Origin of the sequence: Rhizobium beringeri (assembly GCF_004306515.1) — a bacterium.
Lineage (GTDB): Bacteria > Pseudomonadota > Alphaproteobacteria > Rhizobiales > Rhizobiaceae > Rhizobium > Rhizobium beringeri.
Map to the genome: position 1 here is coordinate 4,184,401 of NZ_SILG01000001.1, position 26,180 is coordinate 4,210,580.

At 61.9% G+C, this 26,180-nt stretch carries 22 protein-coding genes and 1 riboswitch; of the genes, 4 read left to right on the forward strand and 18 right to left on the reverse strand.

Going from position 1 to position 26,180, the window contains the following annotated elements; translation table 11 throughout:
• Positions 1-175: 175 nt before the first annotated feature.
• The 8 genes from ELH03_RS20870 to epmA form a co-directional block, all read right to left on the reverse strand.
• The gene (locus ELH03_RS20870) at positions 176-1,354 is read right to left on the reverse strand and encodes a glycosyltransferase family 4 protein (protein WP_128402118.1); all 1,179 of its coding nucleotides are present in this window, start codon (positions 1,352-1,354) and stop codon (positions 176-178) included.
• 45 nt (positions 1,355-1,399) lie between these two features.
• Positions 1,400-3,880 (reverse strand): glycoside hydrolase family 2 protein, encoded by a 2,481-nt coding sequence (locus tag ELH03_RS20875; RefSeq protein ID WP_128402117.1) that lies wholly within the window; start codon positions 3,878-3,880, stop codon positions 1,400-1,402.
• 16 nt (positions 3,881-3,896) lie between these two features.
• Positions 3,897-4,877: a DUF1839 family protein gene (locus tag ELH03_RS20880; protein WP_197727770.1), complete on the reverse strand. Its 981-nt coding sequence runs from the start codon at positions 4,875-4,877 to the stop codon at positions 3,897-3,899.
• Positions 4,868-5,776, reverse strand: coding sequence for an amino acid--[acyl-carrier-protein] ligase (locus tag ELH03_RS20885; RefSeq protein WP_128402115.1), 909 nt, complete (start codon positions 5,774-5,776; stop codon positions 4,868-4,870). Before ELH03_RS20885 ends, ELH03_RS20880 begins: the two co-directional genes overlap by 10 nt.
• A gap of 5 nt (positions 5,777-5,781) precedes the next feature.
• Positions 5,782-6,963 (reverse strand): acyl-CoA dehydrogenase family protein, encoded by a 1,182-nt coding sequence (locus ELH03_RS20890; protein ID WP_047620243.1) that lies wholly within the window; start codon positions 6,961-6,963, stop codon positions 5,782-5,784.
• Positions 6,963-7,214 (reverse strand): acyl carrier protein, encoded by a 252-nt coding sequence (locus ELH03_RS20895; RefSeq protein WP_128402114.1) that lies wholly within the window; start codon positions 7,212-7,214, stop codon positions 6,963-6,965. Before ELH03_RS20895 ends, ELH03_RS20890 begins: the two co-directional genes overlap by 1 nt.
• Positions 7,215-7,477: 263 nt before the next feature.
• On the reverse strand, positions 7,478-8,530 hold the full coding sequence (locus ELH03_RS20900; protein WP_128402113.1) for a lysine-2,3-aminomutase-like protein: 1,053 nt from the start codon (positions 8,528-8,530) through the stop codon (positions 7,478-7,480).
• Positions 8,527-9,588 (reverse strand): EF-P lysine aminoacylase EpmA, encoded by a 1,062-nt coding sequence (epmA, locus tag ELH03_RS20905; RefSeq protein ID WP_128402112.1) that lies wholly within the window; start codon positions 9,586-9,588, stop codon positions 8,527-8,529. Before epmA ends, ELH03_RS20900 begins: the two co-directional genes overlap by 4 nt.
• A gap of 148 nt (positions 9,589-9,736) precedes the next feature.
• Here epmA and efp point away from each other — a divergent pair, with 148 nt between their 5' ends.
• Entirely contained in the window at positions 9,737-10,306 is a 570-nt protein-coding gene (efp, locus tag ELH03_RS20910; protein ID WP_018244036.1) for an elongation factor P, read from the forward strand.
• Between the two features lie 110 nt (positions 10,307-10,416).
• Here the strand turns inward: efp and ELH03_RS20915 are convergent, their stop codons facing one another.
• From ELH03_RS20915 to metA, 6 genes are all read right to left on the reverse strand, one after another.
• Complete coding sequence (locus ELH03_RS20915) at positions 10,417-11,145, reverse strand: SIS domain-containing protein (RefSeq protein WP_128402111.1); 729 nt, start codon at positions 11,143-11,145, stop codon at positions 10,417-10,419.
• 17 nt (positions 11,146-11,162) lie between these two features.
• Positions 11,163-12,314: an N-acetylglucosamine-6-phosphate deacetylase gene (gene nagA / locus ELH03_RS20920; protein WP_128402110.1), complete on the reverse strand. Its 1,152-nt coding sequence runs from the start codon at positions 12,312-12,314 to the stop codon at positions 11,163-11,165.
• The gene (locus tag ELH03_RS20925) at positions 12,314-13,345 is read right to left on the reverse strand and encodes an SIS domain-containing protein (RefSeq protein ID WP_128402109.1); all 1,032 of its coding nucleotides are present in this window, start codon (positions 13,343-13,345) and stop codon (positions 12,314-12,316) included. Before ELH03_RS20925 ends, nagA begins: the two co-directional genes overlap by 1 nt.
• Positions 13,342-14,115, reverse strand: a complete 774-nt coding sequence (locus ELH03_RS20930) for a GntR family transcriptional regulator (protein WP_003543751.1) — start codon at positions 14,113-14,115, stop codon at positions 13,342-13,344. Before ELH03_RS20930 ends, ELH03_RS20925 begins: the two co-directional genes overlap by 4 nt.
• A 164-nt stretch (positions 14,116-14,279) precedes the next feature.
• Positions 14,280-15,302: an aldose epimerase family protein gene (locus ELH03_RS20935; RefSeq protein WP_128402108.1), complete on the reverse strand. Its 1,023-nt coding sequence runs from the start codon at positions 15,300-15,302 to the stop codon at positions 14,280-14,282.
• A 225-nt stretch (positions 15,303-15,527) separates the two neighbouring features.
• Entirely contained in the window at positions 15,528-16,451 is a 924-nt protein-coding gene (gene metA, locus ELH03_RS20940; protein ID WP_128402107.1) for a homoserine O-acetyltransferase MetA, read from the reverse strand.
• Between the two features lie 47 nt (positions 16,452-16,498).
• Positions 16,499-16,576, reverse strand: a riboswitch (SAM riboswitch).
• A 112-nt stretch (positions 16,577-16,688) separates the two neighbouring features.
• Here metA and ELH03_RS20945 point away from each other — a divergent pair.
• A complete protein-coding gene (locus ELH03_RS20945) occupies positions 16,689-18,578 on the forward strand; it encodes an ABC transporter ATP-binding protein/permease (protein ID WP_197727771.1) in 1,890 nt (629 codons plus the stop codon).
• Positions 18,579-18,647: 69 nt separating this feature from the next.
• On the opposite strand, the gene ELH03_RS20950 is transcribed toward ELH03_RS20945, so the two are convergent.
• From ELH03_RS20950 to ELH03_RS20965, 4 genes are all read right to left on the reverse strand, one after another.
• Positions 18,648-19,277: a hypothetical protein gene (locus ELH03_RS20950; protein WP_128402105.1), complete on the reverse strand. Its 630-nt coding sequence runs from the start codon at positions 19,275-19,277 to the stop codon at positions 18,648-18,650.
• A 120-nt stretch (positions 19,278-19,397) separates the two neighbouring features.
• Entirely contained in the window at positions 19,398-21,215 is a 1,818-nt protein-coding gene (locus ELH03_RS20955; RefSeq protein ID WP_128402104.1) for an ABC-F family ATP-binding cassette domain-containing protein, read from the reverse strand.
• Positions 21,216-21,218: 3 nt separating this feature from the next.
• On the reverse strand, positions 21,219-21,875 hold the full coding sequence (locus ELH03_RS20960; RefSeq protein WP_197727772.1) for a thiamine diphosphokinase: 657 nt from the start codon (positions 21,873-21,875) through the stop codon (positions 21,219-21,221).
• A gap of 102 nt (positions 21,876-21,977) precedes the next feature.
• Positions 21,978-22,505, reverse strand: a complete 528-nt coding sequence (locus tag ELH03_RS20965) for a MarR family winged helix-turn-helix transcriptional regulator (protein WP_128402102.1) — start codon at positions 22,503-22,505, stop codon at positions 21,978-21,980.
• Between the two features lie 116 nt (positions 22,506-22,621).
• Between ELH03_RS20965 and ELH03_RS20970 the strand changes: the two genes are divergently transcribed.
• A complete protein-coding gene (locus ELH03_RS20970; protein ID WP_128402101.1) occupies positions 22,622-24,160 on the forward strand; it encodes an MDR family MFS transporter in 1,539 nt (512 codons plus the stop codon).
• 387 nt (positions 24,161-24,547) lie between these two features.
• The gene (locus ELH03_RS20975) at positions 24,548-26,092 is read left to right on the forward strand and encodes a M48 family metalloprotease (RefSeq protein ID WP_128402100.1); all 1,545 of its coding nucleotides are present in this window, start codon (positions 24,548-24,550) and stop codon (positions 26,090-26,092) included.
• The last annotated feature ends 88 nt before the right edge of the window (positions 26,093-26,180 follow it).

The window sequence follows — 26,180 nt, forward strand, 5'->3', positions numbered from 1 at the left end:
GATCGGCCTAAAGCGCGTCGCGATCTTCAGATCGCTCCTCGCACTTTAGGTTTTTGTTTTTACGCATGTCGTTACCGCAAAACCGCTGCACACTTTTGCGCGACATGCTCTAAAGCCGCATACCCGCCATCTCTAATGCGAAAATGTTAAAATAAAGCGGAGTGACGACCTCAGCTTAGCTGGCCTGCATCGCCGCCAGCGTCTGGAGCGCCTTTTCGTAGCTGTTCTCCGCGAGGTAGCGCAGCAGGAACTCCCGCGCCTTCTCGGCTTTCTCGCGCGCACGCTCTGGTGCGCGGAAAATTTCCCTCAAGTACCCGGCCGCCTCCTCGGGTGAGGGGTCGGCCCAGACCACGCCCTCGAGCCCGGCAAATTCCGGATGGGTATCGACCACCGGAATGAGGGGAGAGGCAACCAGCCAGCTATTGTCGGGATCGCAGAAATCCGCTGTTCCCGACCAGGCCGTAGAAATGACGGGCGTACGTTGCATGATCGCCTCGGCAACCGTCAGCCCGAAACCTTCGGAACGATGCAGCGAAAGATAAGCGTCGGAACAGCGGATGAGGCCGTTGATATCGGCGTTCGACAGCCTGTCGGTGACGATCCTGATCCGGCTGTTGCCCTTAACCGAAGCGACCAGTTCGCGTAGGCCCTCGTCCTTGCCGATATCGCCGCTGGCCTTCATCAACAGGAAGGCGCTGGGGCATTCAGCAGCAAATTTCCGGAAGGCCTCGATGACGGCCTGCGGATTCTTTCGGTTGATCGAAGATCCGGCGCTGAAGATGAAGCTGACGAGAAAGGCGTCTTCGTCGATGCCGAATTTCTGGCGCATGCCTTCGGTCGCCGGCTTCTCGGTGACGGGATGCGGAACGACGACGACGGGCGCCGTGGTGAGAGGCGCAATCGCCCGCCTGGTAAATTCCGACGGCACGAAGACGGCATTCATGTAATGCATCGCATTGCGCCACTCCGCCGGAACGACTTCGAGCTCCCAGGCGAAATAGCCGATGTTGAAAGCGCGGGTGAAATTCGCAACGCCCTTCTTCAGGATGGCGCGCGGCAGCATCGGCGGATTGAGATGCCAGATCCGGCTTCCCGCGGGTTCGGTGGAGAGATGCGACGGCGTCCATCCGGCGAAGGAATTCTCGTCAGGATGTGTGCTGACGTCGGACAGCGAAATCGCCCGCCCCGCCTCCGACAATGCGTCGGCGCAGAGCCTTGCCGACTCGCCGACACCGACCGCCATCGAGAGATAACCGACGACTTCCACCGGCCTGCGTGGGTTGAAGGCAAGACGCGACCGCGGGATCAGCCGCTGCAGGACATGGGCGCGCAGAAGGCGGTATATCGTTCTCAAATCACGGTCTTTCCCAATGGATCGGCATCATTCTTCGCAGGGGCATCAGCCCTCGATTGCGACGCGATGCGAACTGCCTAGACTTCTGATCTCGCCCGCAGGCGGAACATCGCTTTCCGCGCCGGACAGCGCGTGGAGCTTCACGCGCCGCATCGCGCCGGGTGCAAGATGGAACCAGTCGTCGTCGGCCCGATGGCCTTCGACGTCGATATGCACCGATTGCGCCAGCCGGTCGGTCCTGAGATCGACGAACCAGCCGTCGTCGTCTCTGCCGAATGATGCTTCGATCCCTGCGTCATGCATCGCCTTCCCCCGTCCGCAGGGGAAATGGAAGCTCTCGGCGAGAATAGCGCCGTCCGCCAGCGAGCGCAGGCGCGCGACACTTGCATCATGCGCCGGCGGTCCGAAACGGAAAGCATAGGTCGTATCGAAGAAGGCGCCGAACAGCGCGGTGCAGGCAAGGCGCTCCGTGTCCCTTGCCGCCAGCTTGAAGGCCCTGCTGCCGCTGACGACCTGCTGTTTTCCCCCGCGCAGGCAGACGACCTCGAGCTCGACGTCGAGCGCGGCATCCGTCTCGTTGACGACATGCACGTCGAGACCGTTCGTTCCCTCGTCGGTGAAGACTGCCTGAACCGGCCGGAATGCACGGCGCATCGCATACCAGACGGGCTTCGGCTCTCCGGTGGAATCGATCACCCCCCAGCCGGGGCCGGGCAGCAGGTCCTGCAGCGTCCAGACGAGCGCGCCATTGCAGGCCGAGCCCTTGCGCCGCCATTCGGCAAAAGTCTCTTCGATCACCTCGCCAGTAACCGCGCGGGAGAGATCGAGATAGCGTTCCGGATCTTCGCGGCGCAGCTGGGCCGGATCGAAACCGTAGAGAAGCTGCAGGTAGAAGTCGCGAACATCCTCGAAATCCCACGATGCACTGCGGTCGCGGGGCACGCGGGCCTTCCATAGCGGGCTGTGGACGGCGGGCACGTCGAGATGACGTTGCAGCGTCCTTTGCTGCGGGACATGCGCGAAGGCGAGACTTTCGGAGGCAAAACGCACATCGGCGCGGCGCGCATCGGCAATCGGCAGCATATAGGCGCCGACGCCGTAATAATGGGCGATACCGGCATTCGGCGAAAAGGGCATCGCTCCGCCATAGGGCGAGTTCGGGACATAGGGCACGTCCGGGCGCATGCGCGCGACGACCGCCGGGATGATTTCATCGGTGACCGGTCCGCTCCAGAATTCCGCCGGCAGACCGAGCATTGCCGCCTGTTGATGGATTTCGCTGCCGCCGCAGAGCACGGCCAGCGAAGGCGACGCCTGCACGCCGTGCAGAAATTCCTCGACCTCTGCATGCACGTGACCGAGAAAAGCCTTGTCGTTGCGCGGATAATCGAAATTGGCGAACATGAAATCCTGCCAGACGAGCAGACCGAACTCGTCGCAGAGCGCGAAGAATTCAGGCGTTTCGTAGGCCATGGTGCCGCCGATGCGGATCATGTTCATGCCGGCTTCAGCGGCAAGCCGCAGGAACGGCTCATAATCCGCCCGCCCGCCCGGTAATCGCGCGATATCGGCCGTCGTCCACACCGCGCCGCGGCAGAAGATGCGTTCGCCGTTGACGATGAGCGCAAAGTCATCGCCATCCGCACCGCGGTCGACGTCGATGCGCCGGAAGCCGGTCCTGCCGAGCGGATATTCCACCCCGTCGGAGACAAGCGTCAGCTCATAGAGACGCGCAGCGCCATGCGTATGCGGCCACCAGGGCTCGATGTCGGAAAGCTTGAGGATAGCCGAGTAATGACTGTCGCCGACCTTTTCGAAGGGCTGCTCCATCCCACCGCAGCGCAGCAGCATTGAGGGATTCTCGGCATTGCTATGCAGGGAAACGCTGAGGCGGCCGACGCCACTCTCCTCGAATACGGCGCGGATCGAGACATTGTCGATCGAGATGGGATTGCGCCGCACCATCGAAATCGGCCGCCATGGCCCGACGGCATGGATATCGGGGCACCAGCCCGGCATATGGCCGAGCAGCGTCGTGCGGAAATTCTTCAGGCCCGCCGGCGTGATCATCTGCGGCCGCCAGCGCGCTCGCGGCCCCGGCTCCGACAGGCGGGGGCCGAGCGCCCGGAAGCACAAAGCCAGTTCATCGCCGCCCGAAAGCGTCACCGGAATCTCATGCGCCGTGAACATGCTCTCGGAAAACAGGATTTCCTGGCCGTTCAGGAAGACATGGCAGAGCGTCGCCAGTCCTTCGAAACGCAGGATCGCGTCGCCGGGCTCGGCATCGAAAAGCCGGCAGAGATACCAGGCATCCCGCGTGTTCAGCGGCTCGGGATTTTCACGGTCGAAGAGCCCGGCTTTTTCAAGCGCTGCGGCGACGGTGCCGGGAACGGGTGCGGGAATGAGCTGTGCAGAGAGCGGAATATCGTGCGGCACGGCGCAAGCGCCCGGCTCCGTCAGGATCAGGTTCCAGCCTTCGGAAAGTAAACTTTCCTCGGCACCGATGCTCGCCAAACGCCCCCGCATGGTCAGATCTCCGGCCTCAGATTCGCCCCGCAAGCGACGCCATCATGGAATCCCATGCATCGGCGGCCGGATCAAGTGCTGCCTGCAACGGCTCGAACTTCCTGCGGGTGACGGCGCGGGCAAGCTGGAACTGCACGGATTTCGCCACCTCCGAAATGCGCCTGGCATGCTCGGCGGCAGCCGCGAATTCATCAGGGGAGAGCCAGGTGAGGTGATCGGCCGCCAACTCGAAATTGGCGCCGACCTGGCGAAGCGTGTTGAAGGCGTATTTGTGGAAGAAGCCGAACGGCCGTTCCGCCACCGCCTCGACCTGTTGCGGAAAAACGCTTGCAAAGGCGCGGATCGGGTTTTCGCGGGGACGCCTGATGAAGTGAAAGCTGGCAAGTCGCCGCGCGGTCGAACGCAGATGCGCTTCATCAGCCGGTTTTTCCGGGAATCGGGCAAATTCCGTGTAGGGCAGGAACGGCGGGTCGTTTTCCGTCAGTTGCAGCTGGAACAGACCGTCGAAATCTTCGCCTTCGAGACGGAAATATCCGGCATTGTGGAAATAATCGACGCGCTTGGCCGCAACGTCCAGCCGGTTGATTGCAACCGTCGTCTTGCCGTGCTCCTGCCGGTAGGCGGTGCCACGGGTATCCGGCATGTAGAAGGAATCCATTTCGATCAGGCAGAGACGGCCCCGCGCGATCTGAACCTCAACATGGCGTTCGACACGGTCGTAGATGGCAAGCTCGGTCGCACGAATGCCGTAGAGCGCTTCGAGATCCTCGAGTGGCACCTTGAAGAAGGTAAACTGGTCGCCCTCGAAATCCTGCGTCAGGGTAAAACCCAGCATTGCCTCTGGCGCAACGCCCGATGTCGCCAGAACCTCGATCCAGAGATCGACATAGCAATTGGTTTCCGGCCAGGCGCGCTCGCCGGAATGCAGCGCATGCGCCCGGTAGGTTTCCGGGTCGATTCCCGAAAATACCGATGTCATCGATTTGCTCAGCCCCACAACGCTTTCCGTACGCTGGCCGGCCATTGCTTCACATCGAGCCCATGATGATGGAAGAGGGCAAGGGCGATGCGCTCCAGTCCGAAGCCGACGCAGGCGGTGTGCGCGACACTGCCGTCTTCGAGATTGAGACCCCATTTCGTGCCGAAGGCATCCTGATGGTAGTTGAAGCTCATGCAGGCGGTTGGGTTGGCAGCTGAGGTGATCGGGATCAGCAGCTCGAACTTCAGGTTCTGGTCGCGCTGATTATTGGCGAGCATCTTGCCGGCGCGGCCGAAGAACGGATCATTGGCGATGTCGATCGTCACCTCAAGACCGACGGCCTTCATCATCTCGACGCCGCGATCCATCCAGCGCTGACGGAAATCGGTGACGTGCAGCTCGGTGCCCATGCAGACATATTCACGCATGCGGAACAGCTGCTGGCGGGCCGGATCTTTCGACGGCTCATGGCGGAAGCAATAGGATTGCAGATCGAAGAGACCGCCCGTCTTCGGCAGGTTGCCGCGTTTGGCGATCGTCGGATAAAGCGGATAGCAGGCAGCCGGCGTCAGCACGATGTCGGTCGCCTCCTGCCCCTTGGTCCAGTCTTCGCCGACTTCCATGCATTGCAGCAGGCTGACATGATCGAGCTCGCTGCCGCAGAAGCTGTGCACCGTGCCGGCGAGCTGCGGAAAGCTCTTCATATAACCGCTCTTTTCGAAGAAGGCGCGGTTCATGCCGGGCGGAAAGCGCATGGCCTCCGCACCATCGGCGCCGCCGAACGTGTCGATCAGGCGCTCGAAGGCAGCGATCACGTCTTCGAACTGGCCGCTGCGGCCATAGAGCCCGTCGATGCCGGTATCGATCAGCAGACCGGATTCGAAAAGCCGGTCCAGAAACGAGGTCTGCATATCCATGACTGTCACCCCAGTAGGCTAGTGTCCTGCTTATGGACAAGAAGCATGCTCGACGTGTTGCCGAGGATGCGGTCATTCGAGATCATGAGCTGTGCGGAATGCGCGTCGCGCAGATGGCGTCCGAGGCTGAAGGGCGTGCCGTTCTTGTAGCCCATGATGCCGCAGATCAGCATGGCATGGTTGACGATTTCCAGAATCGTCTCGGACGAGGCGATTTTGACGTTGTTCATCGCCACCGCAAATCCCATCGAAGATAGCCTGTCGGCATCGGCCTTGGCATCTTCATAGGCCTTGAGGCCGGCAACCACGTTGGATTTCACCATCTGCAGCAGGTTCGAAACCTCGGCAAGGCGCAGCGCGCCCGGCGGCTGGGCATCCGGCGCCTTGCGGGCGGCAGCGCGCACGAAAGCCTGGGCGCGCACAACGGCATCGACGGCGATGCCGTACCAGACGCCGCTCCACAAGAGGTGCGAGGAGGCAAGCATGGATTGCGCCGCGATCTCCGCGAAAGGCTTCGGCAGGATCTGATGCGCCGGCGCTTCACCCTTGAACAGGAAGCCGTCAGAGCAGGTTCCGCGCATGCCGAGCGTATTCCAGACATGCGTTTTCTCGAGCGTGTACTGGTCCTTGAGGAAGGCCGTCAGCACCTGATCGGAGGAAGCCGCCTGCGCGTGGGCACGCGAGGTGATGAGAATGGCGTCGGCATGCGAGCCATAGGAAATGACGGTCGCATCCTTTTCGAGACGGCACGTGTCGCCATCGACCTCGACCGCACAGATGCTGTTGCGCAGGTTTCCGCCGATACCGCCTTCGGTGGTGGCGGATGCGATCAGCAGCTGCTCGGCGGCGATGCGACGCATGAAACCGCGATGCCATTCGCTGTCGGCGCCGTGTTCAACGAGGCTCGACAGCTTGATGTGATGCATGGCGAAGACCATGGCGCTTGCTGCGCAAACCTGGCCGAGCAGCGAGCACAATTCAGCGATCTCGGTGATCGAGGCGGATTCGCCGCCGAGATGGCGCGGCACCTGGATGCCGAGCAGCCTTTCGGCCTTCATTGCATCAACGGCTTCCCGGGGGAAACGGGCTTCAGCATCGACGGCATCCGCATGCTTCGCAGCGATTTCGGCGACGCGGGCCACCCTTGCGACAAGACCGTCCTGCATGATCTTGACGGGGAAATTCATCACGCGACCTTCCGGCTGTCCCGGATGAGATCGACGGTCCTGGCGATGGCCGAGATGCTCGCGAAGGATTTGCGGTTCAGGAGATTGTCGGGAAATTCGATGTCGAAGGCCTCTTCGAGGCCAAGCATCAACTGCACAGAAGCAAAGGACGTCAAACCTGCCGCATAAAGATCGGCGTCGTCGGCGACCTTGTCGATCGACCCAGGAAGCTTGCCGAATTTGGCTACGAGGTCGCGGATTGCCTTATTCATCCCATCACTCCAAGATTCTCATGATCCCGAACCGGCGTTCATCGCCTTGTCATGAGCGTTCTTTTAGTGCGGAAAACAGAACATTCCGCTAATTAATTGAGTTAAATATGACTAAGGCTCATAGTTAGGGTTTTAGCGACCCTTCCTGCACCGTCGTAAACACCCATTTTATATCAATGGCTTAAGTTAATTTTGACGCTGCGACACACTCTGGTTTCTGGCGTGGCGAGTACAGAAATGACACGCAAAACGCAGCGTTTGTCTCAATCGGCGGGCGGATAGGAATGCTCGCCACCGCGATAATCGGTGACGGAATAACATCCGTCGCCTGTCGCCCTGATCGCGCTCCCACTGACGACGGCCTTGCCGTGACCGCCTGGGATATCGAGGATGTAGGCCGGCTGGCAGAGCCCGGAAATCCGCCCGCGCAGCGCCGCGACGATCTCCTGCCCCTCTTCGATCGTCACTCTGAAATGACTGGTGCCGGGCGCCAGATCCGGATGATGCAGGTAATAGGGTTTGACGCGGATCTCGACGAAGGCCTTCATCAGCATCGCGAGCACGTCGGGATCGTCGTTGACACCCTTGAGCAGCACCGACTGGCTGACCATGGCGATGCCGGCATCGACGAGGCGGGCGCAGGCCGCCCGCGCTTCCGGCGTCAGTTCGCGCGGATGATTGGCGTGCAGCGCCACATAGACCGTCTTGCCGCTTGCCCTCAGCGCGTCGATCAGCGCCGCATCGATCTTCCCGGGATCGACGACCGGAACGCGCGTGTGGAAACGCACGATCTTCACATGCGCGATCCCGGCAAGCGTCTCCATAATCTCGTGGAGCCGACGCGGAGAAAGCACCAGCGGATCGCCGCCGGTGAGGATGACCTCCCAGATCTCCTCGTGACCGCGGATATAGTCGAAAGCTGCCTGCATCGCTGCCGCATCGAGCGTGCCGAGGCCCTGCGGCCCCACCATTTCGCGCCGGAAGCAGAAGCGGCAATAGACCGGGCAGACATGCACGGCCTTGAGCAACACGCGATCGGGATAGCGGTGAACGATGCCTTCGACGGGGCTGTGGGCATGATCGCCGATCGGATCGGCGCGTTCTTCGCGAGCGACAGTGAGTTCGGCTGCATCAGGCACGAATTGCCGAGCGATCGGATCATCGGGATCGGTGCGGTCGATGAGCTTGCTGACGACGGGCGTCAATGCGATCGCGTAACGCGCGGCAACCTCCTCGAGGGTTGCGCGATCGGCAGACACGACCAGTCCTGCCTTGACGAGATCGTCGACGCTCTTGATCGGTTTGACGACATTCATCTTCCATACTCCGCAACCGGCGCCCAGAGCACCTGGTCGATGCGCGATGCTCCCGTTGCCAGCATCACCAGCCGGTCGAAGCCGAGCGCGATGCCGCTTGCCTCAGGCATCAGCGACAGCGCGGCGAGGAAATCCTCGTCGATCGGATAAGTCTCGCCGTAGATCCGGGCCTTCTCGGCCATTTCGATCTCGAATCGTCGCCGCTGTTCGGCAGCGTTGGTCAGTTCGCCGAAGCCGTTCGCCAGCTCGACGCCGCAGGCATAGAGCTCGAAACGCTCCGCAACCCTGGGGTCGCGTGCCGAGGGACGCGCAAGTGCCGCCTCCGAGATCGGATATTCGTCGAGGATGGTGATGCGGCCGAAGCCGAGATGCGGCTCGATCTTTTCGACCAGCACCCGGCTGAAGAGATCGGCCCAGCCGTCGTCATCGGCAACACGCATACCGACGCGCCTGAGCTCGGCCGCCAGATGGTCGCGATCGGTAGAACCGTCGGCGGCGACCGAGGCGAGAAGATCGATGCCGGCATGACGCTCGAACGCTTCGGCAACGCAGATCCGCTCCGGCCCGGCAAAGGGATCGCTCTCGGCGCCGCGATAGGCAAGCTTCCCGGTCTTTACCGTCTCAGTCGCAAGCGCCAGGATCCGCACGCAATCCATCATCAGGCTCTCGTAGCTTTCGCCGGCCCGATACCATTCGAGCATGGTGAATTCGGGATGGTGCAGCGGCCCGCGCTCGCGATTGCGATAGACATGGGCAAAACACGAGATGCGTTCCTCGCCCGCCGCAAGCAGCTTCTTGCAGGCGAATTCCGGTGAGGTGTGCAGGTAAAATGGCGCCTTTTGCCCATCCGTCGTCAGTGCTTCCGTGGCGAAGGCATGCAGATGTGCCTCGTTACCGGGAGAGACCTGCAGCACCGCCGTATCGACCTCGATGAAATCCTCGCGCGCGAAAAACCCGCGCAACGCCGCCTGGATCGCATTGCGCCCGATCAGGAACGGACGGCGGTCGGCATGCACGGACGGGGTCCACCAGGGGGACGCTTTCGCCGAAGAGTTCATTCCAAGCTTTCTTCGCCGGAGAAGCCGGTATGGGGGGTGGCTATTTCCCGGATTTTAGGTTAGTTGCGCCCCAAAGAAAAACATTTGCGTCTTCGGAGCGTCTCGGCAGTCATCTACGACGCCGAAAGCCGAGTTACAAGGAAGTCTTATGGTCAAGGTCATCGCCTCTTCGGTCCGCAAGGGCAACGTTCTCGATGTCGACGGCAAGCTCTACGTCGTTCTCACCGCCCAGAACTTTCATCCGGGCAAGGGCACGCCGGTCACCCAGGTCGACATGCGCCGCATCGTCGACGGCGTGAAGGTTTCCGAGCGCTGGCGCACCACCGAACAGGTCGAGCGCGCCTTCGTCGAGGACGTGAACCATCAGTTCCTCTACGAGGACGGCGAAGGCTTTCACTTCATGAACCCTGGAAACTACGATCAGGTCGTCGTCGATGTCGACACGATGGGGGACGACAAGGCTTATCTGCAGGAAGGCATGACCTGCGTTCTGTCAATGCATGAAGGCATTGCGCTGGCGATCCAGATGCCGCGCCACGTCACGCTCGAAATCATGGAGACCGAACCGGTCGTCAAGGGCCAGACGGCATCGTCCTCCTACAAGCCGGCCATGCTGTCGAACGGCGTTCGCACCCTGGTGCCGCCGCACATCAACGCCGGCACCCGCGTCGTCATCGCGACGGAAGACAATTCCTACGTCGAACGCGCCAAGGACTGATCCTGGTTTCAGCCTATCCAAGAGGCCGGCTCACGCCGGCCTTTTTTGTATCCGCCGCCTTTAGAACAGGATGTCGTCCGAAAACCGCTCACACTATTCGGCATCATGCTCTAGAGATGCGGGTTGCGCGGCCGGTATTTCTTGACGAGCTTCTGGTTGATCTCGGCAGCGCCCGGCATGTTCGCGCTGAGATAAACTGGCGCATCGCCGGATTTCGAAAGCTCCGAGGCGACTTCGGCGAAGATCGCATTGATGACCGTCACGCCGACCGCCGTCGAGACTGGTCCAACCCGAAGCCCCGTGCCTTCGAGATCGACAACGGCGTCACCCGGTGGCAGCCCGTTGTCGAGCACTACATCTGCCACGTCGGCGAGCCGCCGGCGGCCATTGGCGATCGCTGAGGAATAGGCGATCGAAGTGATGGCAATCACCTTTGCGCCGATTTCGCGCGCATAATCGGCGGCCTCGATCGGCGCGGCGTTCACGCCCGAATTGGAGGCGATGATGATGACATCGCCCGGCTGCATGCCGTAACGCTCCAGCATCGGCCGCACCAGGCCCTGCGTGCGCTCATAGACCGAACTGATGACCGCACCCTCGTGCAGCATGGCCGAGCCGACAAGCACCGGCACGGTGAAGGCGAGCCCGCCGGCACGATAGTGCACCTCTTCCGCCAGCATATGCGAATGGCCGGTGCCAAAGACATAGACGCGCTTGTCGCCGTGGGCAGCATCGAGGATGACGGCTGCTGCCTGCGCCATTGGCTCGGCAAGCGTCCGCTTGAGTTCTTCCAGCCGGCCGATCAGATTGGAGAAGTAGGCATCGGTGATATCAGTCATCCGGCTTATCCTTGATTTCAGGCCGCTTCGCCGCTGAGCCAGGTGGCGGTGACGGCAAGCGCATCGGTGAGATGCACGAGATCGGCACGAGTACCCGGCGAGAGATGGCCGCGATCGGCAAGCCTGAGGAACCGGGCCGGATAAAGGGTCGCCATGCGCAAAGCCTCGGCGAGCGTCAGGTCGAGATAGGTGACGCCGTAACGGATCGTCGAAATCATGTCGACGTCGGAACCGGCCAGCGTGCCGTCGGAAAGCACCAGCTTCGAGCAGAAGCCGCCCCTTTCGCGCCGGACGGTGCGCCCGTTCAGCGTGAACGAATCCTTCTCCGATCCGACGAGCGACATCGCGTCGGTGACGAAAAACAGCTTGCCTTCGCCGCGTTTGGCGCGCAGCGCCGTGCGCAAGGCCTTCGGATCGACGTGATGGCCATCGGCGATGATGCCGCACCAGGTCGAGGGATGATCGATCGCCGCGCCGACGAGACCGGGCGCACGGTGTCCAAGCTGGCTCATGGCGTTGAAGAGATGCGTGACGCCCCGCGCGCCGGCATCGAAACGTTCTTCCGCCGCCTCGCTCGAACAATCGGAATGGCCGATGCTGATGGTGACGCCGGCTTCCGCAAGCTCGCGCACCTGGGCAACCGTCACCTGCTCGGCGGCCATGGTCACAAGCAGCGTGCCGATCGCCTCGCGTGCCCGGATGAAGGCCTTGACGTCGCGGTCTTCCACCGGTCGCATCAGTTCGGCCAGATGCGCACCCTTCCTCGCAGGCGCCAGATGCGGACCTTCGAGATGCAGACCGGCAACGCCGCGGTTCGCCTTGACAGCCTCCTTGGCGGCCTCGATGGCGGCAATGGACGCTTCTGATGTATCGGTGATCAGGGTCGGGAGCAGCGACGTCGTGCCATAGGGCCGGTGCCCGCCGGCGATAATATCCATCGAGGCGGCGGAAGGCTCGTCGTTCAGCATCCGCCCGGCGCCGCCATTGACCTGCGCATCGATGAAGCCGGCCGACAGAACACCGCCCGCAAGTGTCACGACCTCGCCATCCGGCAGATCGTTTCTGGCAGCGATCGCTTCGACGCGGCCATCGGCAACGATGAGCGCCTTGTCGTCATGGAAACGCTCGCCGTCGAAGATGCGGGCGCCGACGAAGATCTTGCGGACCATCAGACCGTCTCCGTCACCTTGAGCAGGTTCGCCGGCTTGTCGGGATCAAAGCCCTTGCGGCGCGTCACCGACTCGATCAGCCGGTAGTAGACGAGCAGCGACACCAGCGGGTCGACGAGGCCGTTGCCCGTCGTCGGCACGCGCAGATGAACACCGGAAAGCGGCTGCGCCGAGAAGCCGACGGTGGTGGCGCCGAGCTTCTGCAGGCGCTCCAACGCCTGGACATTGTTGGCGAAGGCCGCATCGTCGGGTGCGAAGGCGACGATCGGGAAGCCCGGCTGCACCAGGCGCATAGGGCCGTGCATCAGTTCCGCCAGCGAGAAGGCCTCGGCATGCAGGCCGGAGGTTTCCTTGGCCTTCAGCGCCGCTTCGAGCGCGATCGCGAAGGCCGGGCCGCGGCCGGCTGTATAGAGCGAGGTCGCGTTGAAGAGCACCTCCTCGGCTGCCGCCGTGTCGATCCCGGCGGTCGCAGAAAGCGCCGCCGGCAGCTTGTCGAGCGCAGCCTGCATGTCGGACGCGCCGCCGATCGCAGCCGTCACGCCGGCAAGGGCGGCGACCGAGGCGATGAAGGATTTCGTCGCCGCGACGCTCTTTTCCGCACCAGCATTGAGGCCGAGAACGATATCAGCCTGTTTCGCAAGCGGGCTGTCGGTGACGTTGACGACGGCGATCGTCGTCGCTCCGCCCTTCTTCGCCGCATCCTGCAACGCGACGATATCGGGGCTGGCACCCGACTGCGAGACGGTGAAATGGACGCCACCCTTCAGATGCAGCGCCGCACCATAGACGGAAGCGATCGACGGACCGACCGAGGCGACCGGAACACCGCAGGTAATCTCGAAGAGATATTTGAAGAAGGTAGCGGCGTGGTCCGAGGAGCCACGCGCCGCCGTCGTCACCACGCTCGGGCGGGCGGACGAAAACAGCCGGGCAATCTCGGCAAAGACCGGTTTTTCCTTTTCGAGAAGCGTGGCCACCACCTCTGGCGATTGGCCGGCTTCTTGCAGCATCAGTGACTGGTTGTCATTCATAGGTCATCTCCGATTCTCAATTCGGCTACGAAATCATAGGCATCGCCGCGATAATGCGAGCGGGTGTATTCGACGACGCGCTGGTCTTCCAGGCGCGAGACACGTTCGATCAGGAGCGCCGGCGCGCCTGATTTGACGTTCAGGATTGCGGCAGAGGACGGGTCGAGCGTGACCGCCGTCAGCCGCTGCAGCGCGCGCACGGGCCTGTGGCCGCTGGCCGTCAGCGCATCGTAGAGCGATCCCTCGCCACCGGCATCGTGCCCGAGGAACTTGATCGGCACCACGGCGCGTTCAATCGCCAGCGGCAGGCCGTCGGCAAGGCGCAAGCGGTCGAGTCTCAGCACCGGCTCGTCGCCGCCAAGGCCGAGCAGGAAGGATTCCTCCGGCGAGGGCGTATTGACCGCCCGCGACAATATCCGTGCGGCCGGCAGACGCCCGCGCGAACGCATGTCGGCGGAGAAGGAGGAAAGCCGCCAGAGCGACTGTTCCATGCGCTCCACTCTGCTCGACACGAAAGTACCGCTTCCATGACGCGATTCCAGTGCGCCAGACGCCATCAGATCGCGATAGGCGGTGCGCACGGTGACACGGCCGAGCTTCAGAGCTTCGGCAAGGTCGCGCTCGCCCGGGAGTGCGGTGCCGGGCTTCAGCAGCCCTTCCTGAATGAGGCCGGTCAGCGTCTGCGCCAGCCGCTTGTAGAGCGGCCCGGTCAATGCCTCGTCACGCAGGCCGCGGCTGTTCAGTTCCGCTATCAGACTGGTTCTATCCATTGGCACACAATAGAACCTATATAGAACCAATCGGCAAGGCAGAATCGAGTGCCGAAAGAAAAAACCCTCGCCGGCAGACCAGCAAGGGTTTCATAGCGATCAAATTTGACAACCATGCGTCCGCAGCGCCGCGCGTTTAGAAACGCGCCGGCGCTGGAGGATGCTCAGTTCTTGGTGAAGATATAATCCGTCTCCTGGCGCAACACTTCGCCGGGGCGCAGAACCGCATTCGGAAAACCTTGGTGATTGATGGCATCCGGCCAGATCTGCGTCTCCAGGCAGAAGCCGGCGAATGGACCGTATTTGCGCCCGCCGATGCCGGGAGCCCCGGTATCGAGCTTGAAGCCGGCATAGAACTGTACGCCGGGCTCGGTGCTGCGCACTTCCAGCGACACACCGGAATAAAGGCTGCGGGCGAGCGCGACACTCCGCTTGGCGGTGCGCTCGCCCGACAGGCAGAAATTATGGTCGTAGAACACCTGTTCGCTGCCGACGAAGCGCTTCATCGGCGCCATCTCGCGGAAATCGAATTCGGTGCCCTCGACGGAACGGATCTCGCCGGTCGGCACCTGTTTCTCATCGGTCGGCAGATAATGATCGGCGGCAATCATGATATCGTGGCCAAGCGCATCATCGCGACCGTCGAGATTGAAATAGGCGTGCTGGCAGACATTGGCGAGCGTCGGCTGGTCGCTGGTCGATTCGTAGGTGATCGACAGTTCACCGTTGCCATGCACCCAGAAAGTCGCCTGGATGGTGCAATTGCCGGGATAGCCGGCGCGGCCATCGGGATCGACGATCTTCAGCACCACGCGGTCGACGTCATGCTCGACGATCGTCCAGTTGCGTTTGGCGATATTGTCGCTGCCGCCATGCAGATGCGTCACGCCGTTTTCATTCAGTTCGAGCTGATAGTCCTCGTCGTCAAGCGTAAACCTGCCACCGCCGACACGGTTGGCACAGCGGCCGGGTGTCGCGCCGAAATAGGACGAATAGAGGGGGTAGCTGTCGAAATCGTCAAAGCCGAGCTGCAGCGGCGCGTCATGTCCCTCGAGACGCAGATCCTGGATGACCCCGCCCCAGCTTATGATCTTGGCCGTCAGACCGCCGCCCTTGATCACGACGCGATAGACGGTTTCGCCCGCCTTCGTCTGCCCGAAAACGTCCCGCTCCAACTTATCCGACATGATCGACCGTCCATTCTATCTCTGCTGCAAATTCCTCAATTCGGAATAGATTTGAGGAATTTGCAGCGATTCAAAGTGCATTGCACGTCCGATGAAGACGCGCGGTGTGGTGGGGTTCAGGACAGGAACCTGCCCGCATTTGCTTCAATCCGCAACCGGCGGATTAGAAAGAAAATGCCGCAGCGGTGATGCGGCGGCACCGGCTCGAGGCGCGATCGGCAACGGTCAGAGGTCCGTGCCGATCTCTTCCACATCAAAGGGCGTCGTCTGGTAGATTTCGTTGATCCAGTTGCCGAACAAGAGATGCGCATGGCTGCGCCAGCGGTTCTGCGGCGCAAGCGCCGGATCATTATGCGGGAAATAATTGTGCGGCATCTTGATCGGCACGCCGGCATCGACGTCGCGAAAATACTCGTCGGAAAGCGAGGTGGAATCATATTCGACATGGTTGAACATGTAGAGCCGCCGGCCCTTCTTCTCATGCACGAGACACACGCCCATCTCGGCCGATTCCATCAGGACCTCCAGGCTTTCGGATTTCTCGATATCGGCGCGGCGCACTTCGGTCCAGCGCGACACCGGCACTTCGAAATTGTCGGAAAAGCCGTTGAGATAGATGGACGAAGGCTTCAGGTTGCGATGGCGGTAAACCCCGAAGGCCTTCTCTTTCAGCTCATATTTCGGAACGCCGTGGAAATGATAGATCGCCGCCATCGCGCCCCAGCAGACGTTCATCGTCGAATGGACATTTGTTTCCGTCCAGTCGAGAATCTCCTGCATCTCCGCCCAATAGGTGACGTCCTCATAGGGCAAAAGCTCGATCGGCGCCCCGGTGATGATGAAGCCGTCGAACTTGCGGTGCTTTACCTCCTCCCAGGTCTGGTAGAAGGCAAGCAGATGATCTTCGGACGTGTTCTTCGCCTTGTGGCCGCCGATACGGATGAGCGACAGTTCCACCTGCAGCGGCGAGGCGCCGACGAGACGGGCCATCTGCAGTTCGGTCTTGATCTTGTTCGGCATGAGGTTGAGCAGCCCGATCTGCAACGGTCGGATATCCTGACGGATCGCCAACGTCTCGGTCATCACCCGCACACCTTCCTGAACCAGGGTTTCGAAGGCGGGCAGCGTATCGGGGATCTTGATGGGCATTGCGGTCACTCGATCAAAAACAAAAACCGGCGGCGAAAAAAATCGCTACCGGTCCGCACGCGGCCCTTTAGCGACTTTTTTAACGTGGCTGCAAGCCGGCCGGCCAAATCACCACGGAGCGCTTTAATTAGACCCAGTCGGGTCGCGAATCAACTGTCGACTGCAGTCAAGTGACCTCTGCCGCATCATCACAGTTTAATGAATGATAGAATCTGTTGATAGACCCGTAACGCCACCATGTTATTTATAGGGGCATGGGCGATTTGGAAAAGCGTAATGGCAGATAAAATCGAGGGGAGGCCGGGCATCCGGAGGCAGGATAGGGTAGGGTATGATTTCAGCCTGACATATCGCCTCGGCGTCATGTTCTCAGCATTCTGGAATTCGGACGTGCGTGGCAGGGTGCTGTTTCTGGCGACCGTGCTGATCCTCGTTATCCTGGCGACGTCCTACGGCCAGGTCATTTTGAACGAGTGGAATGCTCCCTTCTATGACTCGCTGGAGCGCCGCGACCTCGGCGAATTCTTCCACCAACTTGAAATCTTCGCGATGATCGCCGGCACACTGCTGCTGCTCAACGTGCTGCAGGCCTGGCTGAACCAGATGACCGCGCTCTATATGCGCGAAGGCCTGTCACGCGATCTCGTCGACCAGTGGCTGAAGCGCAAGCGGGCGCTGCGGCTTGCCTCCAGCGGCCTGATCGGCGTCAATCCGGACCAACGTCTGCACGAGGATTCCCGCAACCTTGCCGAAAGCACGACAGGATTGGTTCTCGGCCTGCTGCAGTCGACCATTCTCCTGGTGAGCTTCATCGGCGTGCTCTGGGAGCTTTCGAGCGGCTTCATCTTCCGCATCAGCGGCCACAGCTTCTCCATTCCGGGCTACATGGTCTGGGCGGCGATTTTCTATGCCGCTTCCGCCTCGGTGCTGAGCCAGGTCGTCGGCCGCAAGCTGGTCAAGCTCAATGCCGACCGTTTCTCGAAGGAGGCCGAGCTTCGCTTCACGCTGATGCACGCCAATGAGAACATGCCGGCGATCACTGTCGCTCGCGGCGAGGAGAACGAGCGCCGGCGCATCAACACCGACATCAGCTCGGTACTGACAGTCGTCAAGCGGCTCGCCATGGCCAATACCAATCTCACCTGGGTTTCAGCCGGCTACGGCTGGCTGGTAATCGTCATCCCGATCATCGTTGCCGCCCCCGCTTATTTCTCCGGCGGCCTCACCCTCGGCCAGCTGATGATGTCCGTCGGCGCCTTCAACCAGGTCAACACGGCGCTGCGCTGGTATGTCTCCAATTTCGGCCCGATCGCCGAATGGCGCGCCACGCTGATGCGCGTCACCGATTTCCGCCAGGCGCTGCTCGACATGGACGAGGACTTCGACCTGAAGGACAGCATCGCCTATGAAAATACCGCGCCCGACACGCTGACGCTGAAGGATGTGGTGATCGTCGCCAAGGTCGGCGAAGATATCGAGGAATGCGGCGGTTTCCGCCTGCGTGAAACCAATGTCGTGATCAAGGCCGGCGAAAAGATCATGATCAACGGCGATCACAGCGTCAACCGCAAGCTGCTGTTCCAGGCGATGGCCGGCCTCTGGCCGTGCGGCAGCGGCACGATGGGCCTGCCGCCAATCGACGACATGCTCTTCGTTCCGCAGGTTGCCTATGTTCCCGGCGGAACGCTGCGCGAGGCGCTGGCCTTTCCCGAACGTCCCGAAACCTACGAGAAAGCCGCCGTCGAGGCGGCCCTCGACAAGGTTGGCCTGCATCCGCTGATCGCAAGGCTCGATACCCGCGCCCGCTGGGACAAGTTGCTCGACAGCGATCAGCAGAAAGCGATCGGATTTGCCCGCCTCCTGCTCGTGCGCCCGCGCTGGATCATCTTCGACGAAGTGCTGGAAGGCATGGAGCCGGAATTGCAGGAAACGATGGCCAAACTGCTCATCTCCATGCCCGAAAGCGGCATGATCTATATCGGCCGCTCCGAGGCCTATCTCGAGGCGCTGAAGCCGCGCGTTCTGCATCTGCAGGCGCTGCCGTCAATATCCGAGGAGCCGCCTGTCGTCCAGACCGGCGCCAGCGCCAGTGCGGGCGCTGCCGCGGTGCCCGCGCCGGCGCTTTAATGCATGCCGCCCCAGTGTGGAGCGGTTTTGGGATGACGGCATGCATAAGACAAGGATTTGAGCCGCTGGTCACATCGGCGGCGTAATGCCGTCGAGGCCGACGGCGATCTGGCTGGCCGAGATGCTGCCGTCCGCCGCCTTCTCGCCGGTGACGACGACGCCGGCGCCGGGCTTCAGATCATCCTTGGTCGCAGGCGCCAACGTCACGATCGGCGTGCCATCGGCAATCGCGATGGTCTTTTCCTTGCCCTGATAGGTCAGCGTGATCGTGTGACCCTCGACGGATTTGACGGCGTTGCTGACGGTCGCGTTGGTCATCTGGCTGTTCGGCTGCGCATCCCAGGGACGGTTGCCCTCACCGGTTCCCTTCATCGACGCCGGAAAGATCAGCACCTCGATCGCCCCGTCCGGGCCCGTGCCCTTTGGAAGTGAAGCGACGCCGACGAAATCGCCGGGCTTGATATCCTCGACCGAGGCTTTCTTGATGCCGCCGACCTTCCAGCCGGATTTCAGCACGATCGTCGCATCGCTGCCCTCGCGCGTCTTGACGACGAGCGTATCGCCGCTGAGGCTTTCGATTGCGCCACGAACACGAATGCGCTGAGCATCCTGCGCCTGCGCGGCTTGCGATAGGGCAAGCGTCACGAGGCTGCCGGCGACAAACGCCGTGAAAATTCCGGAATAGGGCTTGCGAGACATATGACTTTTCCTTGTCGCCATTGCGATCGGCAATATCCCCGGCTGCCGGACGGCACCTTATGCCGGAGGACGACACACTGACGAATCAAGGAAAAGTGAGCCTTCAGCCTCGAGAAAATCTCAGCCTTCCAGCTCTTCCCGCAGCATTTCGAGCTCCAGCCACTCCTCTTCCATGTCAGTCAGGCTGGCGCGCAGTTTTTCCATCTCGCTGGCAAGCCGGTTGAAGGCTGCAGGATCGCGCGTGAAAAGATTGGGATCTGCCATCACCTGTTCGCGCTTGGCGATTTCGGCTTCGGCCTTCGCCATTTCCTTCGGCAGGTTTTCCAATGCGAATTTCTGCTTGAAGGAGAGCTTGCTCTTCGAGCTGCCTGAAGCTGTTGCCTCCTGCGTCTTCGGCTTCTCCGCCGCCTTCTCGGCTTTTCTGCGCTCCTCGAGCGCGCCCTTGCGCTGCGCAAGCATGTCCGAGTAGCCGCCGGCATATTCAATCCAGCGACCATCAGGTGCATCCGGCACGGCGGGTGCGATCGTCGAGGTCACAGTGCGGTCGAGGAAATCGCGGTCGTGGCTGACGAGAATAACGGTGCCGGGAAAGCCTGCGACAATCTCCTGCAGGAGATCGAGCGTTTCGATATCGAGATCGTTGGTCGGCTCGTCGAGGATCAAAAGATTCGTCGGGCGCGAAAGGATGCGCGCCAGCATCAGCCGGGCGCGTTCGCCGCCGGAGAGGTTTCTGATCGGCGTACGCGCCTGTTCCGGCTGGAACAGAAATTCCTTCATGTAGCCGGTGACATGGCGCTGCTCGCCGTTGACGAGCAGGTTTTCGCCGCGCCCGTCCGTCAGATAATTGGCAAGCGTATCCTCGGGGTCGAGATCCTCGCGCTTCTGGTCGAGCGTCGCGATCTCCAGATTGGTGCCGAGCTTCACCGTGCCGCTATCAGGCGAAAGCTGCCCGGTCAGCATCTTCAGCAGCGTCGTCTTGCCCGCGCCGTTCGGTCCGACGAGACCAATGCAGTCGCCGCGATGCACGCGGATCGAAAACGGCGTGACGATTGCCCGCTCGCCGAAGCTCTTGGTGATCTTGTCGGCCTCGATCACCAGCTTGCCGGATTCCTGCGCGTCCGAAACCGTCGCCTGCACCGTGCCCTGCGGTCCCTTATGGCCGCGATAGTTCGAGCGCATCGTCTGCAACTCGCCGAGACGGCGCATGTTGCGCTTGCGCCGCGCCGTGACGCCATAGCGCAGCCAGTGCTCCTCGCGCTCGATCGACTTGCCGAGCTTGTGCTGCTCCAGTTCCTCGGCCTCCAGCACCTGGTCGCGCCAGGCTTCGAAATGCGCAAAGCCGCGGTCGAGCCGGCGTGAGGTGCCGCGGTCGAGCCAGACGGTTGCTGTCGAGACCTTTTCGAGGAAACGCCGGTCGTGCGAGATCAGCACCAAGGCGCTGCGCGTCTTTTGCAGCTCGCTTTCCAGCCATTCGATCGTCGGCAGGTCGAGATGGTTGGTCGGTTCGTCGAGCAGAAGAATGTCCGGCTCCGGCGCCATAACCCGGGCAAGGGCAGCGCGCCGCGATTCGCCACCGGACAGCATTCTGGGGTCTTCATCGCCGGTCAGCCCGAGATGCGACAGCAGATAGGTGACACGATAGGGGTCGTCGCCCGGCCCGAGGCCGGCCTCGGCATAGGCCTGCACCGTGTTGAAGCCGGCAAAATCCGGCGCCTGTTCGAGATAACGCACCGTCGAAGACGGATGGCGGAAGATCTCGCCGGACTGTGCCTCGACCAGGCCGGCGGCAATCTTCAGCAGCGTCGACTTTCCCGAGCCGTTACGCCCGACGAGACAGATTTTGTCACCGGCCTCGATCTGCAGGCTAGCACCCGCCAGAAGCGGTGCGCCGCCGAAGCTCAGGAAGATATCGTCGAGTTTTAGAATGGGAGGGGCCAAAAATCAGACTCCGGAAAGATCGTAGGGCCGGGCGAGCACGATTGCCCGGCCGCTGCGGAGCGAAAAGCGAACGGTGCCTTCCGCAACATTGGAAATGGTGCGCGACGAGCCGAAAGGCAGATGGAAATCCGCCAGCGGATAACGCGCATTCTCGATGGAAAGTCCTATCAGCTCGCTGAATCCGGGCACGGAAAACAGGCTGCCCTTGGGAAGGTCCAGTTCGATCGTACCGGCAACCAGCGGCACTGCCTCTTCCTTGCCCGAGGTCAGCAGCAGGTCGAAACCCTCTTCCGCCAGGCTGACGGCCGACAGCAGGTGCTGAAGCGCGTGGTCGGAGCGTTCACCGCCGAGCGCGCCAGCGAGGATGAGCCGTCGTGCGCCCCGCGCGATTGCTTCCGCCACTGCGATTTCGCCGTCCGTCGCCGCCTTCGCTGCCGGATACGGCTGTTTCGGCACATTGGGAAATGCATCCGCGAGATCGGCCGGCGTCGAATCGAAATCACCGACCCAGAGCTCCGGCGTAATACCGAGTGCTGCCGCATGCCGCATGCCGCCATCGGCCGCAATGAAGCGGCTGTCGGCGATGGCATGGCGCAGGCGCTCCGTCAGGCTGAGTTCGCCGCCAAGGAGAATGGTGAAGGTGGATTGGCTCATGGGCATTGCCCTTAGCGCAAACGGGGGGTCGAGGGGAAGGGGCGCCGCTTGCCTGAAAGCGCCGCGCATCCAACACCAACAGGACGCCCGATCATTTTGAACTGCCGGCTAGCCCGGCGTATCCTTGTCGCGCGACAGGAAGACCGCCTCGTAGCCGCCGATGAAGCGCTCGAAAAGCGCTGCGAAGCGCTCGACATCTTCCTGCGGCCAGTCGGAAACGATCTCGGAAATGATCGCAAGCTTCTGCGCGACGATCTCGGCAAGCAGGTCCTGGCCGACCTCGGTCATGACGACGACGATCCGCCGCGCATCGGCCTGCGAGGCCTCGCGGCGCAATACATTGCGCCCGACCATGTCGGCGACCACCCGGCTTGCCCGTGACGGATCGATGCGCAGCATCTCCGCGATCATGCCGACCGTGACCTCGCCGGCAGGCTGCGCCCTCCGCACGGCATCGAGCACGTCGAGATGCGAAAGCTCAAGGCCTGGTGCAGCACTCTGGATCGCCAGCCGGCCGATCAGCCGCCGCCCGGTCATCAGCCGCATGCGCGCCATGCTCCGGCCGATACGTGGTACGTTTTCACGATCCGGCTCGGCCGGCTCCAAAGAAAGGGTCTTGGTCAGGACTTCGCTCATCGCAGGACCATAACAGAGCCGATACGAAATTTGAATATGCCGATGTCATTAATGTGCCATTGACAACTATATGCTGTTGGCACATAAAAGCACTTCAACCCGGAACGATGCCTCCCATGGACATGCAACTCGCGCCTGCGCCGCTCGTGACGGATCCTCGTCGCCGGCTTATCCTCTTCTTTTTCCTGATGACCGCCATGTTCATGGCGACGCTTGATAATCAGATCGTCTCCACGGCTCTGCCGACGATCGTCGGCGAATTCGGCCATCTCGAGCGCTTCGGCTGGATCGGCTCGGCTTATCTCCTGTCGCTGAGCGCCGTCATGCCGCTCTACGGCAAGCTCGGCGATTTGTTCGGCCGCAAATACGTGATGATGACGGCGATCATGATCTTCACCGTCGGCTCGGCGGTCTGCGGCCTTGCGGTCTCGATGAATACGCTGATCGCCGCCCGCGTCCTGCAGGGCCTTGGCGGCGGCGGCATTATGGTGTCGATCTTCGCCGTCAACGCCGATCTGTTCGAGCCGCGCGAGCGGGCTCGCTACCAAAGCTATTCCAGCCTCGTGCTGATGGCATCCGGCGCGATCGGCCCTGTGCTCGGCGGCACGATGAGCGATCTCTTCGGCTGGCGCTCGATCTTCCTCGTCAACGTGCCGATCGGCTTCATCGTGCTCACCGGCCTTGCCTTCATGCTGCCGTACCGCAAACCGCATCGCCGCCCCAAGATCGATTATGCCGGCGCGCTCCTTCTTGCCATGACGACGACAAGCATCGTGCTTGCCACCGACAGCAGCGAACTGTTCGGCGCATTGATCTCGCCGCAGAGCATCGGCATCGTCGCCTTCGGCGTCATCTGCGCCGTCACCTGGGTGTTCGTCGAGCGCCGCGCGCCGGAACCGATCGTTCCCCTGCAGCTGTTTCGCAATTCGACCTTCAGCCTGCTCCTGGTGATCTCGATCATGGGCGGCGCCATCGCCATCGGCATGGTCAATTATCTCGCCCTCTTCCTGCAGACCACGACCGGCCTTTCGCCGTCGGCCGCCGGCCTGCTCTTCATCCTCCTGACCGGCGGCCTCGTCTGCGGATCGCTGACAGCAGGCCGGATCATCTCGAAGACCGGGCGCTACAAGCCCTTCGCCATCGCAAGCCTCACCTGTAGCGCCACCGCCTTTGCCCTGATGTCGCAGATCCACGCCGGAACGCCAATCGTCTTCATCGGCGCGATCATGATGCTGCACGGCATCGGCATCGGCCTTGCCCAGCAGGTTCCCGTCATCGGCGTACAGAATGCAGCACCGGCCCGCGACGTCGGCGCCGCCACCGGCTCGGTGACGCTGTCGCGCATGGGCGGCGCCTCGATCGCTATCTCAATCTACGGCGCCATCATCGCCTCTGAGCTCGGCAAGGTCGGTGTCTCCATTCCCGGCGTCGCTGATATCGAGCAGCTGACGCCAAAAATGATGGCCGCCCTTCCCGAAGCAAGCCGCCAGGCCGTCGCCGATACCTATGCCGCCGCCTTCTCGCCGCTCTTCATGACCTCCTGCGCCATTGCGCTGATCGGCCTTGCGGCCGCCATCATGCTGAAGCCTGTGCAACTGCCCCGCGCCGGCGAAACAACGAGGCCGCAACCGGCGACGGCGGAGGCTGCCGAATAGTCGAATCGCCCCGCAGAAATGCTTTACCAAGGGGCGTCCTCTTACCAAGAACATATTTCTGATTGCAATTTTCACGCATGGCTGTCGCTATCGAGCTGGTTATTTCAATCGGCCCGTTCTTTTTCTGCGCCATCGACGAATCTCCGCTTTGTGACGGAACTTTCGCCATAATTTCATCCGAGCGAAGGGAAGCCTTAATGCCTGAGGCTTGCCAAAATGCAACGGCGCCACATTTAAGCAGAGTCTCGCTATGCAACCGATGCGTAAATCAGCTACAGCAAAGACTTGTATCGGCCGATTGTGCAGCGCGAGATCAGGGGTGCGCACCTGTTGAATTCCCTTTGCCATGGTCGGTCCGAATCTGCGGCAAACCGGCAAAACAGCGACATGATGCGGAGAAACAGACTGGACAGCTTGACGACGTGGAATTCGCCCGCGCTTTCCAGTGATGCCATATCCGCGCCGCGGCGCTTCGCGCGTCGCCTGATGTTGCTTTCGGCCGTCGCAATGACGCTGAATGGCTGCCAATCGCTGATCGACCAATCCTATCAGCCGAGTGTTTCGCCTTCTTCCAATCCACAGATCGTCGACGAGGTGCAGAAGAACGACCCGCGCGCGGCGATGGGCGCCCGTGAGCATCCGCGCATCGTGGCAAGCTACGGCGGCGAATACAAGGACGCCAAAACCGAGCGCCTCGTCGCCCGCATCGCAGGCGCACTCACGGCGGTGTCGGAAAATCCGAGCCAGTCCTACCGCATCACCATCCTGAATTCGCCGGCGATCAACGCCTTTGCGCTGCCGGGCGGTTATCTCTACGTCACCCGCGGCCTGCTCGCCCTCGCCAACGACGCCTCGGAAGTTGCCGCCGTGCTGTCGCACGAAATGGGCCATGTGACGGCAAACCACGGCATCGAGCGGCAGAAGCGCGAAGAGGCTGAGGTCATTGCCAGCCGCGTGGTCGCCGAAGTTCTTTCCAGCGACATCGCCGGCAAGCAGGCACTTGCCCGCGGCAAGCTGCGGCTCGCCGCCTTCTCCCGCCAGCAGGAGCTGCAGGCCGATGTCATCGGCGTGCGCATGCTCGGCGAAGCTGGCTATGACCCCTATGCCGCTGCCCGTTTCCTCGATTCCATGGCGGCTTACAGTCGCTTCATGTCGGTTGATCCCGAAGCCGACCAGAGCCTCGACTTCCTGTCGAGCCATCCGAATTCGGCACAGCGAATAGAGCTTGCCCGCACCCACGCCCGCGCCTTCGGCCAGGAAGGCTCGGTCGGCGACAAGGGCCGCGATTATTATCTCGACGGCATAGACGGACTGCTCTACGGCGACAGCCCGGAAGAAGGCTATGTGCGCGGCCAGACCTTCCTGCATGGCGGCCTCGGCATCCGCTTCGACGTGCCGCCGGATTTCCACATCGACAACAAGGTCGAGGCGGTGATGGCCACCGGCCCGAACGACATCGCCGTCCGCTTCGACGGCGTCGCCGACAATCAGAACCAGAGTCTCACCAACTATATCTCCAGCGGCTGGGTAACCGGCCTCGACCCGTCGACCATCCAACCGATCACCATCAACGGCATGGAAGCAGCCACCGCGCGCGCCAGCGCCGACCGTTGGGATTTCGACGTCACCGTGATCCGCAACAATTCGCAGATCTTCCGTTTCCTCACCGCCGTGCCGAAAGGCAGCGACGCCCTTGAGCCAACGGCCAATGTGCTACGCGCGAGTTTCCGGCGCATGACGCCGGCAGAGGCGGCCTCGCTGAAGCCGCTGCGCATCCGCGTCGTCACCGTCCGGCCGGGTGAGAACATCTCGACGCTCGCCGCCCGCATGATGGGCACAGACCGCAAGCTCGATCTCTTCAAGCTCATCAACGCCCTGCCCACGGGTGCAGCCGTTTCAACAGGCGATCGCGTCAAAATCATCGCCGAATAAAAAAGGCCCGGCTTACGCCGGGCCAGTCTGTGCTGCTGGAGGGGACAAGCATGTCGCGCAAAACTGTGCAGCGGTTTTGCGATAACGA